Here is a 12,455-nt window from a genome sequence, read left to right as displayed (position 1 = left end):
GGCCGCGGGCCGCTGGGCCGGGGTGGCGGACCCCACGACCACCGGTCATGGGGTCGTGGGGCCGCGGGGTCGTGGGGCCGCGGGGTCGTGGGGCCGTGGGGTCGTGGGGCCGCCGACCGCCTAGAAGCGGGCGGGCTCGCGGTAGACGCCCCACTCGTCGCGCAGCGCGTCGCAGATCTCCCCGAGGGTCGCCTCGGCACGCACCGCGTCGAGCATGGCCGGGACCATGTTGGCGTCGGTGCGGGCCACCTCGACCATGCGGGCGACGGCGGCGCGGACGGCAGCGTCGTCGCGAGCAGCCTTGCGGTCGGCGAGCGCGGCGACCTGCTCGCGCTCGACCTCGTGGCTGACGCGCAGGATCTCCAGCTCGTGGGTGACGGAGGCCGTGTGGCAGTTGACGCCGACGACCTTCTTGTCGCCCTTCTCCAGGGCCACCTGGTACTGGAACGCCGCCTCGGCGATCTCGGACATGAACCAGCCGTCCTCGATGCCGCGCAGGATGCCCGACGTCATGGGCCCGACCTCGTGGTCCACCCCGCCCTCGGCGTTGCGGGGCTTGCCCAGCTCGCCCATGGCCTTGATCTTGTCGAAGATCGCCTCGGCCTCGGCCTCGATCTTGTCGGTCAGGGCCTCGACGTACCAGCTGCCACCGAGCGGGTCGGCGACGTTGACGACGCCGGTCTCCTCCATGATCACCTGCTGCGTCCGCAAGGCGATCTCGGCCGCCTGCTCGCTCGGCAGGGCGAGGGTCTCGTCCAGGGCGTTGGTGTGCAGGCTGTTCGTCCCGCCAAGGACGGCGGCGAGCGCCTCGACGGCGGTGCGCACGACGTTGTTGTAGGGCTGCTGCGCCGTGAGGCTCACCCCGGCGGTCTGCGTGTGGAACCGCATCCACTGCGCCTTGTCGGTCTTCGCGCCGTACACGTCGCGCAGCCAGCGCGCCCAGATGCGCCGGGCGGCGCGGAACTTGGCGATCTCCTCGAAGAAGTCGAGGTGGCTGTCGAAGAAGAACGACAGGCCGGGCGCGAACTTCTCGATGTCGAGACCGCGGGACAGGCCGAGCTCGACGTAGCCGAAGCCGTCGGCGAGCGTGTAGGCGAGCTCCTGCGCGGCCGTCGAACCGGCCTCCCGGATGTGGTAGCCCGAGACCGACAGCGGCTTGTAGGCGGGGATGTTCTCGGCGCAGTACTCCATGAGGTCGCCGATCAGGCGCAGGTGCGGCTCGGGGGCGAACAACCACTCCTTCTGCGCGATGTACTCCTTGAAGATGTCGGTCTGCAGCGTGCCGTTGAGGACGCCGAGGTCGACGCCCTGGCGCTCGGCCGCCACGAGGTACATGCAGAACACCGGGACGGCAGGTCCGCTGATGGTCATCGACGTGGTGATCTGCTCGAGCGGGAGGTCGTCGAACAGCACCTCCATGTCGGCGGCCGAGTCGATGGCCACGCCGCAGTGCCCGACCTCGCCGAGGCTCATCGGGTCATCGGAGTCGCGCCCCATCAGGGTGGGCATGTCGAACGCGACGGACAGGCCGCCGCCACCGCGCTCGAGGATCATCTTGTAGCGCTCGTTGGTCTGCACCGCGTTGCCGAAGCCGGCGAACTGCCGGATCGTCCAGGTGCGACCGCGGTACCCGGTGGGGTACAGCCCGCGAGTGAAGGGGAACTCCCCCGGCCAGCCGATGCGCTCGGGCACCTCGCTGCCGTCGGCGGGTCCGTAGGCCGGGTCGACCTCCATGCCGGACAGGGTGGTGAAGTCGGCGTCACGCACCTGCCCCTTCGCCTGCGCCGCATCGAAGCGGGACTGCCAGCGGGCGGCACCGGACTGCTCGGGAGTGGTCTGCGTCATACCGCGCAATTTACTAGGACGTCCTAGTAATCACCAACACGCGAGTCTCAGGTCCGCCTCCGGACGCCCCTCCCTCCGCAAAGCGGGTGTCGTTCGGTGACCCGGGACGTATACGTGACGGCTTCGCCACGCGACACCCGCTTTGCGGGGCGTGCCGGGCGGGTCAGCCGTCGAAGTCGTGGGCGCCGACCCGGACCTTGCGCAGCAGGGCGAAGAGCTGCTCGTGCTCGGCCGCGCTCAGCATGCCGAGGCCGAACCGCGCCTGCACGAGGTCGGCGGTCGCGGCCTCCATCGCGTCACGACCCGCCGGGGTGATGACGGCCAAGGTGCCACGCCCGTCGTCGGGGTTGGGGACGCGCTCGACGAACCCCTGGGCGTGCAGGCGCTGGATGATGTTGGTGGCGCTGGTCGGGTGGACCATGAGCCGCTGGCCGATCTTGCTCATCCCGAGCCGGCCGTCGCGGCTGAACGCCAGGAGCACCAGCGCCTCGTACCGGGCGAAGCTCAGCCCGTGGCGCCCGACGATCGCGTCGTAGTCGGTGATGAGCAGCTGCTGCACCCGCATGACCGAGGTGGCGCTGGCCATGGCCAGGGGCTGGGACGAGCGTCCCCAGCGCTGGGTCCACAGCTGGGCCGCCCGCGTGATCGGGTCGAACGGCAGGCGGATGGGCTTCGGCACGCGCAGCAGGCTAGCTGCGGGGCACGCGCACCGTCTCGACCTGTCCGTCATCGAGACGGATCTCGCCGTCGGCCTGGGCGGCTGCCTCCGGGTCGTGGGTCGCCATCACGACGATCGCCCCCCGGTCGGACTCGGCCCGCAGCAGCGCCAGCACCCGCTCGCGGTTGTCGTGGTCGAGCTCGGACGTGGGTTCGTCGGCCAGGAGCACCCGGCCACGCAGGGCGAGCCCGCGCGCGACCGCGACCCGCTGCTGCTGGCCGCCGCTGAGCTCCTCGGCGAGGTGGCTGCCGGACTCGGCCAGACCCACGGAGGCGAGCGCCGCGTCCGCGCGCCGACGGGCCTGCTCGGCGGGTATGCCACGGGCGAGCAGCGGCAGGGCGACGTTCTCGTGCGCGGACAACAGCACCGCGAGGGCGCTGCCCTGCGGGATGACCTCGATGCCGAGGCGGGCGGCCTGCGCCCGGTCGGTCACGCGGTCGTCGCCGAGCTCGACGACGCCGTCGGCCTCCACCGCTCCCCCGATCGCCCACAGCAGCGAGGACTTCCCCGCCCCGCTGTGGCCGGTGACGGCGATGAACTCCCCCGCGTAGGCCTCGAGGTCGGCCGACACGACGGCGGTCGTCGACCCGTACCGCACACCCACGCCGGTGAGCCTCAGCGGCGGCGACTCCACGTCCTCGTCGGTGCCGCGCACCGGGTCTGCGAGACGCGTGTCGCGCTCAGCCATTGCTGGTCCCTCCCTGTTCGCGGACCAGGGACCACACCCCGTCCTCGTGGTGCACACGGACGAGCGTCCCTGGGGGGAACGCCTCGACCACGGCGGCGGGCAGCGGAAGCGAGCCGTCCGCCGACACCACGGCGTACTCCTCGCCCGCCCGACCCTCGCCACCCACTCGGCCGTCACGAATGGTGACGGTGCGCGGGAGCCTCGCGGCGACGTCGGGGTCGTGGGTGACGACGACGATGGTGGTACCCCACTCGGCGTTGACGCGGTGCAGGGCGTCGAGCACGACGTCGCGGGAGGTGTGGTGCAGCTGGCTGGTGGGCTCGTCGCCGAGCAGCAGCCCCGGCCGGCTGGCCAGCGACACCGCGAGCGCGGCGAGCTGCAGCTGTCCCGGCGGCAGGGAGTCCAGGGGCGCGGTGGCGGCGTGGTCGAGCCCGACGAGCTCGAGCACCTCCCCCGGGGACGGCACGTCCCGCCCGGCCTTGACGGCGGAGCGCTGGGCGAACTCGACGTTCTGCCGGGCGGTGAGGTAGGGCAGCAGGTTGCGGGCGGCGCCCTGCAGGATGATGCCCACGTCGGCCGCGCGGAAGCGGTCGAGCTCGGGCTCGCTCATGGTCGACAGCTCGTGCTCCCCCACGCGGACGCGCCCGGCGCTCGGCCGCATCAAGCCGCCGAACAGCGTCAGCAGCGTCGACTTCCCGGCGCCGGAGGGGCCGAGCAGGCCGACCACCTCGCCCGGCGCGACGACGAGGTCGACACCCGAGAGCGCGGCCACGTCGTGCCCGTCGGCGCGGTAGATGTGCACGAGCCCGCGGGTGCTGACGCCGAGCCCCCTGACGCCCTCGGCTCCGCGACCCGAGGTCGTGCTGCGCTCCACGGTGGTGCCAGTGCTCACAGCGACTCCCTGATGCGTCGGAGGGCGATCCGTCGTCCCGAGCCGAGGGCTGCCATCGCGCCCACCGGCACGAGCACCAGCAGCGCCGCGAGCGTGGCCAGCAGCACCGCGGGGACGGAGGGGGTGATCTCCAGCGCGGGCACCGGGGCCGAGGGATCGTCGAACAGCGGCAGCAGCGGCATGGCCACCAGGGCCGAGACCGCACCACACAGCACGCCGACGACGGTGCCCACCACCACGAGCAGCAGCTGCTCACGCACCAGGGCCCGCCTCAGCAGCGGCAGCCGGACGCCCGACATGTGGAGGGCGGCGAGGTCGCGGGCCACGACGCGCCACCCCGTCACGGTCATGACGATGACCACCAGGGCCGCCAGCAGGATGGACATGACCCCGGTGAACAGCGCGAGCCGCACCCCCCACCCGGAGCCCGAGGTGGCGAGCAGGTCCTTGGCCGTGGTGAAGCGGTCGGTGCGCAGCACGGCGATACCGGCGTCCGCGAGTCCCTTGCGGACCACGTCGGCCTGTCCGGGGTCGCGCAACCACACCGACAGCGTGCCGCCCGGCGCGAGGGTGCCACCGAGCCGCTGCAGGGTCGAGTAGTCCAGCATGACGCCCCGGGCGCCGACGACGGGCAGGGCGGCAGGGCGCTGGGCGCTGCTGACCGCGAGCGGGACGCCGTTGATCCCGACGGCGGTGAAGCCCTCCGCCGTACCCCCGGGCGGCACGGCGCCGGTGAGCAGGCCCGGCACCTGGGTGGGCACGTCGCCGTACGTCAGCCCGACAGCCACCCCGCTGGTGCGCACGTCGAACCGCATCGTGTCCGGCTTCGGGTTGGTCATCCTCAGGACGTCGGTGCTGTCCTTGGAGAGCGGGACGAAGGCGTTCCACCGCGAGGTGTCGGCGATGCCCAGCGAGCGGCCGTCGACACCGAGCCCGGTGACGTCCACCGTGGCGGAGACGAGCTTGGTGGCCGGGTCGGTCGGCCGGAAGTCGATGCCGTTGAGCCGGCAGCCGGAGGGGCACAGCAGCGGGGTCGAGATGTTCGCCGAGCCTGAGCCGTTCGCCGGGATGGTCGTCACCTGCCGCACGAGTGGCGTGCCGTCGGGGCCGGTGACCGAGAAACGCACCTCGACCGGCGCGAGGTCGGAGGCCTGACCGGTCGAGCCCGGGTAGAGGATGTTGCTCTCGGCCGTGACGTGCCAGGTGGCCCGTCCGGTGAGGCGCTCGCCCTTGAGGACGACGGTGTCCACCGGCGGGGGCCGCAGGGCGCTGGTGCGCAGGACCTCGCCGGCCGGGGTGTAGGCGATCGAGGGGAAGTGCTGCGCGTCGACGGCGATGGTCGGTGTCGACCCGGCCGCCACCTGCTTGATGACGGCGACGGGCGTCGCGCGGTCGCCAGAGGGGTCGATGCGCTTGACGGCCACGGCCAGGGCGCTCGGGTTGCGGCTGTCGGTGCCGAGGACCAGCGGGGCGCCGGTCTGCAGCTGGGCCCGCGCCGTCCAGTTGCGGTCGGCGACCACGACGGCGTTGCCCGCGAAGACGGTGAGGGCGACCGCGACGCTGACCACCGTGACGACCTTGCGCATCGCCGGTCGTCGCTGCAGCCCGAACGCCGTGAGCGCCGGCCCGATCCGACCGCGCGAGAGGCTGGCGCGCCCTGCGGTCCGGGCGACGGGGACCGCGAGCCTGGAGACGACGAGGCCTCCGGCGAGGGCCACCAGGGTCGGGGTCAGCAGGGCAAGGGGCCCGGTGAGGGTCTTGGTCGCCAGGCCCACCAGGCCGAAGGCGGCCAGGGCCACTGCCAGGATGTCGACGACACCGAAGGTGACCGCCCTCGTCGGGGCCACCCGTCTCAGCAGCGACGAGATCGCCTGGCGCTGCAGGGGCCGGACGGCCAGGACGATCGCGAGGGCGCAGACGACCGCTGCCGCACCCAGCCCCACCAGCGCGAGGGGCGGCACCTCGAAGGGGACGCCGGGGGCCAGCAGGGTCCGACGCACGACCTCGGACAGACCCACCGCGAGGCCGAAGCCGAGGGGCAGTCCGAGCGCCACCGTCATACCCAGCTCACCCATGACCAGGCGCCCCGCGCCCTCACGGCTGCGACCCCGCAGGCGCGCGAGGGCCGCCTCGGGACGCCGCTGCTCGACCGCCGCCTGGGCCACCAGGAGCAGGATGGCCGCAGCCAGCAGCGCGAGCTGGGCCATGAGCAGGGGCACGATCACGCGCAGCTGCTTCTGGCCGCCGGTGACCGAGGTGATGACCAGCGGCAGCTCGCTCTCCACGAGCACCCCGCTCTGGGCCGAGCCGTTCGCCCGGCTCCCGAGCACCGACGTCACCTGGTCGAGGTTGTCGACCGAGAGCAGCTCGCGGCGCAGCGGGAAGGTGAGGGACGACTGCACCTGCTCCCACCGCTTGTCGAAGGTCTGCTCCGTCGTCACGAAGTCGTCGATGCCGGGCACCTGCTCGGTGCCGACGGCGATGAGGGTGCCCGACTTCCCGTCGAGCTGGGTGCGCAACCAGTACGCGGGGTCCGGCTTCACCTCGTACGCGCCCACGACGGTCAGCGTCGCCACCGTGTCCGGCGGCCTCGGGTAGACCTGCCCGTTGGCCTTCGGGATGGTGGTCTGGAACTCCTGCCCGATGCGCCAGCCCCACACCGCCTGGTCCTTGGCGCTGACCAGCACCTGACCCTCCCGGGACGGGCACGTGCCGGAGGTCAGGGTCAGGTGCCGGCAGACGTCGGTGCGCGCCACCAGACGGCCGGGAGACGACTTGAGGCCGGTCCTCGGGGCGATCTCGATGACGTCGAGCATCTGCCCGACCGGGGCGGAGTACAGGGCCCGCACCTCGCCGGGGACCGCCGTCCCGAGGGAGCCCGAGCGACGCAGCGGGTCCGCGGCCGTGCGTCCGCCGCGGACCACGAGGGCCGTGTCCGCGACCGGGGCACCGTCGATCGCCTTGCGGAGCAGCGACTGCTCGAGGGCCCGCTCGTAGAGAGGCGCGAACGTCGCACACGCGGTGACCAGGGTGGCGAGGAGGACGAGCACGAGAGCCTGGGCCCGGCGGTACCTGATCGCGGCCCACATGACCCGGTCTCCTCCTGCGCATGCCGTGGCCCGGCTCCCCCGAGCACCTCCCGGCCGACCCTAGGGCCAAGGCGTCCGTCCGAGGGCTACATTCCGGCAACGATCTACGGCCGCCACGCGCCGGGGCCGCACGTCCTGCGGGCGTGGGGCGTCAGCTGCGGGCGTCGATGGCCGCCTCCAGGCGGTCGAGCTTGGCGGTGAGCTCGCCGGTGCGGCCGTCGCGGATGTCCGCCTTGAGGACGAGGCTCACGCGCGGCCCGTGGGCGGCCACGGCGTCGACCGCTCCCTTCACCACGGCCATGCACTCGTCCCACTCCCCCTCGATGGTCGTGAACATCGAGTCGGTGCGGTGGGGCAGCCCGGAGGCGCGCACCACGGCGACGGCGTCGGCGACGGCGGCACCCACCGAGCCGTCGGGGTCGGAGGTGGACGGGGAGACGGAGAAGGCAACGAGCATGAGCCCACCGTATGCCGCGTCCGGCCAGTGACGCGCTCAGCCCTCGACGTGGCGCTGGTAGGCCAGCAGGGCCTCGACCCGGCGGAAGCCGAGCTCGACGTTGATCCCGACCATCTGGTCGTTCTGCTCGGCGTTGCAGGTCTGCACCCGTTGCGCCGCCGGTGCCACGCGGGCGAGCTCCTGCAGGCCGCGCACCTTCACCGCCATGCCGAGCCGGCGGCCACGGTGCTCGCGACGCACGAGCGTGCCCCACTGCGAGACGTCGTGCGGGTCGTCCGCGCTGACCACGAGGTCGTTGTAGGCCACGACCTCGCCCGACGGGGCCAACGCGACGGTGTGCACCATGGCGCGGCCCTGGCGGGTCATGCGGTCGAGGTTCTCCGCGTAGGTTTCGGGGCTGAGCGACTCCTCCTCGAAGTCGACGTCCCCGGTGGGCGCGTCGACGGCCAGCTGGTTGGAGCAGTCGCAGTAGGACGCCACGAGCTCCTCCGGGAGCCGACCGACGTAGGACTCGACCCGGTAGGAACCGTGCCCGGTCGCCGCCGTGGCGGCCAGCTGCTCGAGTCTGGCGGGGTCGACCGGGAGGTCGAGGATCCGTCGGATCTCGGTGTTGGCGTAGGTGAAGCCGTGCCGCTCGGCGAACCTCACGTGGGGGTGGTCGACGCGGGCGCCGTCCGGCACGTGCGTCTCGGCCAGGACGGTCGTGCGCCCCTCCTCGCGGGTCCGGTCGACGACGCGCTCGACGAGTGCGCTGCCGGCTCCACGCCCTCGCAGCCGCGGGTGGACGTCCACCTCGACCCAGCAGAAGCGCGTGTTGTCGAGCAGCGGGAACCACTGCAGCGCAAGGCCGGCCACCTCACCGTCGACGAGGGCCACCCACGGCTCCAGCCGCTCGACGGTGCTCTCGTCGCGCAGGTCGACGGTGAGCTCGCGCAGCGACAGACGCTTGGCCCACGGCCGCTGGAAGTTGCGTGACGCGGTCACCGCGACATGGGCGGCCGCCACCTCGGCGTCGTCGTGCACCGCGAGCGTGCGCACCACGACGTCACCACTGCCCGCGGCGGGAGTGCCTGGCGCGGTGGTGGTGCCCGTGGCGGTGCGGGGCGCGCTGGGTGCGGTCATGACTCGAGTGTCAGCCCGTGCGGTATTGCGCCACAACGGGTTTTCGGGTCAGCGCACCTCTGCGGACTGGTCGGAGCGCTGGGGGGTGGCCGGAGGGCCGAGCGTGGCCGCGGTGCTGCCGCCACTCGTCCTCCAGGACGGCCATGAGCACCGAGTCGACCACCCGCCGTCGAAGCGGAGGGCGTCACGCCGTACCCCTTCCTGGACGAAACCGACCTTGTCGTAGGTGCGGCGGGCACGCGGGTTGAAGTCGTGCGCCTCCAAAGAGACCCGGCGCAGCCCCAGCGTCTCGAACGCGTGCGCCAGGACGAGCCGGGTCGTCTCGGCGCGGTTCATCGGTTCAGGTGCGCGTGCACCAGCGCCACGGTGGCGGCTCCCTCGCCGCTGGCCGAGGCGACGCGCTTCATCGAGCCGGCGCGCACGTCCCCGGCCGCGAAGATCCCCGGGACGGTGGTCTCGAGGGCAGCGAGCGGGCGGCCCTCGACCCATTTCTCCATCGGCACCTCGCGCCCGGTGTAGACGAACCCGTGCTCGTCCCGCAGCACGGCGTCGGGCAGCCAGTCGGCGCAGGGGTCGGCGCCGAGCAGGAGGAACAACCCGCCGGCCTCCCCCCGGGCGACCCCCTCGGGGCCGGTGACCTCCAGCCACTCCAGGTGGCCGTCGCCACCGCCCGAGGTGACCACCGTGGACGTGCGCACCGTGATGCGCGGGGTGGAGGCGATCTCGCGAACGAGGTAGTCGGACATCGTCGAGGCGAGGTCGGGACGGCGCACGAGCAAGGTGACGCTCGCGGCGTACCGGGCCAGGTGGACGGCCGCCTGGCCGGCGGAGTTGCCGCCACCGACGACGAACGCGTCGCGCCCCTCCATCTCGCGCGCGGCGCTCGTCGCGGCGCCGTAGTAGACACCGAGGCCCACCAGCTCCTCGAGCGGCTCGATGCCGAGGCGGCGGTACTGCACCCCGGTCGCGACGAGCACGGCCCGCGCCAGCAGCGGCCCGCCCTCGGTGTGGAGCGTGTGCGTCTCCCCCGCTGTCGTGGCAGGCGTGATCGCCCGCGCGCCGAGGCCGGTGTAGATGCGTGCCCCGAACCGGGTCGCCTGGAACCGCGCCCGCTGCGCGAGGCGCATGCCGGAGATGCCGCGCGGGAAGCCCAGGTAGTTGCGGATCATCGAGCTGGTGCCGGCCTGCCCACCCACGGCGTCCTCCTCGACGACGACCGTGTCGAGCCCCTCGGACGCGCCGTAGACGGCCGCCGCGAGCCCCGTCGGGCCGCTGCCCACGACGACGAGGTCGACGACGTCGTCGGAGTCGACGAGCTGCGGTGAGCCGTAGACGAGCCGGGCGACCTGACGGGCGGTCGCGCCCTCGAGCACGGCGCTGCCCGCCATGGCCGACACCACGACCGGGAAGGCGGGCGCGGCGCCGCCCTGCACCGACGGCAGCCCGCTGATGATGCTGCGGCCCTCCTCGCTGTCGGGCCGGTGGACGCGGTGCGGGATGCCCATGCGGTCCAGGAAGTCGCGGATCCGCGAGACCTCGGCCGAACCCACGTGGTCGACGATCTGCACGCCGGCGACCTCTGGGGTGGAAGCGGTCCAGCCCCAGTCGGACAGGTACTCGGTGACTGCGGTGTGGAACTCCTCGTCGCGGGGTCCCTGCGGGATGAGCAGGTAGGTGTCGATGCGCCCCTGCCCCAGCGCCTCGCGCAGCTTGGGCAGCGACAGGCCGTAGTCGCCGCGGGTGGTCAGGCAGATGCGCCGCGCGGTGGGCAGTCGCGCATGCAGCTCGTCCATGAGCTCGAGACCCGCGCCCACCCCCGGCACTGTCCAGCCCACGCCGAGCAGCGCGACCGGCTGCCCTTGCGCCACCGCGTCGTCGACCACCTCGCGCGCGCCGGAGGCGCTGTCGGCACAACGGATCTCGTAGTCGCGGGCATAGCGGCCGAACTCACTGTCGACCGTGGGGACGTACTCAGGGGCGACGACCAGGACCAGCGCCGGCCGCACCCGCGGTGATGCGCCCTGGGTCCCGGCGGCCGGCGCGGTGCTCATCCGACCTTGGAGTCCGCGCTGATCTGCCAGGAGTCGCCGCTCTTCTCGACCGTGAGGCGGTGGACCTCCTTGATGTCCTTGCCGTCGGCGGGCTTGAAGGTGAGCTCGGTGATGACCGTGCCCACCGAGGCGTCTGCCTGCGTCTGCCCCACCTTCACCGACTTGATGGTCGACCAGAAACTCTCGTAGCCGTCACGGCCGCCCGCCGACTGCTGCATCGCCGGGGTCAGCTCGGCCCAGGTGGCGTCACGCTTGTCTGCCTTAGTCACGTCGGCGTAGTAGGTCTTGATGAACTTCTCCAGCCCCGCATTGTCGGGAGCAGCGGACTTCGTCGTCGATGTCGTGGTGGTCGAGGTGGTGCTGGACGACGACGAGGTGGTCGACGAGCTGGACGACGACGAGCTGGGGCTGGAACTGGTCTTGGTGACGGCGGGAGCCGTGGTGGTCACCGGCGGGGTCTGCGCGTCGTTGCCCCCGGTGTTCCCGCCGGGGTTGCCGAACAGGACGTACGCGAGCGCAGCCACCCCGAGCACCGCGAGCCCGACGAGGATCGGCACGAGGGGTGAGCGGCGTCGGCGGTCGTCGTCGCGACCGCCCTGACCGGGCCTCGGGCCGGCCGGGGGCACGACCGGCGGCACGGGTGCCGTCTCCATGCGCTGGGTCGTCTCGACCGGCTCGGGGATGACCTCGGTGGCCGCGGCCCCCATCGCACCGGCGCCGAGGACGACGCCCGCGGGCAGCGGCATGGTGGCGTCGCCCCGGGCGATGCGGCCGAGCCTCTCGGACGTCGTCTCCATGTCCCAGCGGCGGGTCGGGTCGGGGTCCATCATCGCGGCGATCGCGCCGCCCAGCGGGCCGGCCTTCTCCATGGGGCGGGCCTGCCCCGAGGCGATGGCCTGCAAGGTGGCGAGCGGGTTGGCCTGGCTCTCGTAGGGCGGGTGGCCCTCGACCGCGTAGTAGAGGGTGGCGCCGAGCGCCCAGACGTCGGAGGCCGAGGTCGGGTCGCCGCCGCGGGCGAGCTCGGGCGACAGGTAGCCCGGGGTGCCGGTCATGAACCCTGTCTGCGTGAGCTGGTCGTCGGTGGTGGCGCGGGCGATGCCGAAGTCGCTGATCTTCGGCGTGCCGGTGGTGTCCATGAGGATGTTGCCGGGCTTGATGTCGCGGTGGACGATGCCGCGGTCGTGGGCGCGGGCCAGGGCACGGGCGATGGCGCTGCCGATGGCGGCCACGCGGGTCGGCGGCAGCGCCCCGATGTCACGGATCGTCTCCGCCAGGCTCCGCCCCTCGACGTACTCCATGACCAGCCAGTGGGCGTCGTCCTCGTCGACGATGTCGTAGACGCCGACGGTGTTCGCGTCGTTGAGCGACGCCGCGATCCGCGCCTCGCGCATCGCCCGGGCCACGGTCGCCGGGTCCCCTGGCATGGCGCCCACGCGCTTGACTGCGACCTCGCGCCCGAGGACGGTGTCCCGGCACAGCCAGACGGTGCCCATCCCACCACTGCCGATGGAACGCACCACCTCGTAACGTCCGGCGATGACCTGGGGCTGCACGGCGATCCTTTCCTTCGGGTCGCGCCTCACCCTATGACGT

At 72.9% G+C, this 12,455-nt stretch carries 10 protein-coding genes; all 10 read right to left on the bottom strand.

Annotation, left to right across the window (positions count from 1 at the left end):
• Positions 1–120: 120 nt before the first annotated feature.
• Complete coding sequence (locus ASG70_RS04585) at positions 121–1,845, bottom strand: methylmalonyl-CoA mutase (protein WP_056882636.1); 1,725 nt, start codon at positions 1,843–1,845, stop codon at positions 121–123.
• A gap of 163 nt (positions 1,846–2,008) precedes the next feature.
• Positions 2,009–2,524: a MarR family winged helix-turn-helix transcriptional regulator gene (locus tag ASG70_RS04580; protein WP_056882635.1), complete on the bottom strand. Its 516-nt coding sequence runs from the start codon at positions 2,522–2,524 to the stop codon at positions 2,009–2,011.
• A gap of 10 nt (positions 2,525–2,534) precedes the next feature.
• Positions 2,535–3,251 (bottom strand): ABC transporter ATP-binding protein, encoded by a 717-nt coding sequence (locus ASG70_RS04575; protein ID WP_082590086.1) that lies wholly within the window; start codon positions 3,249–3,251, stop codon positions 2,535–2,537.
• Positions 3,244–4,143 carry an ABC transporter ATP-binding protein gene (locus tag ASG70_RS04570; RefSeq protein WP_235531334.1) on the bottom strand — a complete coding sequence of 300 codons (900 nt, stop codon included), beginning with the start codon at positions 4,141–4,143 and terminating at the stop codon, positions 3,244–3,246. The genes ASG70_RS04575 and ASG70_RS04570 overlap by 8 nt, the downstream gene beginning before the upstream one ends.
• Positions 4,140–7,232 (bottom strand): FtsX-like permease family protein, encoded by a 3,093-nt coding sequence (locus ASG70_RS04565; protein ID WP_056882634.1) that lies wholly within the window; start codon positions 7,230–7,232, stop codon positions 4,140–4,142. The genes ASG70_RS04570 and ASG70_RS04565 overlap by 4 nt, the downstream gene beginning before the upstream one ends.
• 151 nt (positions 7,233–7,383) lie before the next feature.
• Positions 7,384–7,689, bottom strand: coding sequence for a thiamine-binding protein (locus ASG70_RS04560; RefSeq protein WP_056882633.1), 306 nt, complete (start codon positions 7,687–7,689; stop codon positions 7,384–7,386).
• A gap of 36 nt (positions 7,690–7,725) precedes the next feature.
• The gene (locus tag ASG70_RS04555; RefSeq protein WP_056882632.1) at positions 7,726–8,811 is read right to left on the bottom strand and encodes a GNAT family N-acetyltransferase; all 1,086 of its coding nucleotides are present in this window, start codon (positions 8,809–8,811) and stop codon (positions 7,726–7,728) included.
• 48 nt (positions 8,812–8,859) lie between these two features.
• Positions 8,860–9,147, bottom strand: coding sequence for a GNAT family N-acetyltransferase (locus ASG70_RS04550; RefSeq protein ID WP_056882631.1), 288 nt, complete (start codon positions 9,145–9,147; stop codon positions 8,860–8,862).
• Positions 9,144–10,862, bottom strand: coding sequence for an FAD-dependent oxidoreductase (locus tag ASG70_RS04545; protein ID WP_056882630.1), 1,719 nt, complete (start codon positions 10,860–10,862; stop codon positions 9,144–9,146). Before ASG70_RS04545 ends, ASG70_RS04550 begins: the two co-directional genes overlap by 4 nt.
• The gene (locus ASG70_RS04540) at positions 10,859–12,415 is read right to left on the bottom strand and encodes a serine/threonine-protein kinase (RefSeq protein WP_056882629.1); all 1,557 of its coding nucleotides are present in this window, start codon (positions 12,413–12,415) and stop codon (positions 10,859–10,861) included. Before ASG70_RS04540 ends, ASG70_RS04545 begins: the two co-directional genes overlap by 4 nt.
• Between the last annotated feature and the right edge of the window lie 40 nt (positions 12,416–12,455).

This window comes from Phycicoccus sp. Soil748 (assembly GCF_001428025.1).
In the GTDB taxonomy this organism is placed as follows: Bacteria; Actinomycetota; Actinomycetes; order Actinomycetales; family Dermatophilaceae; genus Pedococcus.
The sequence above is the reverse complement of the archived record's forward strand: the minus strand, read 5'-3'. Positions and strand labels throughout refer to the sequence as shown.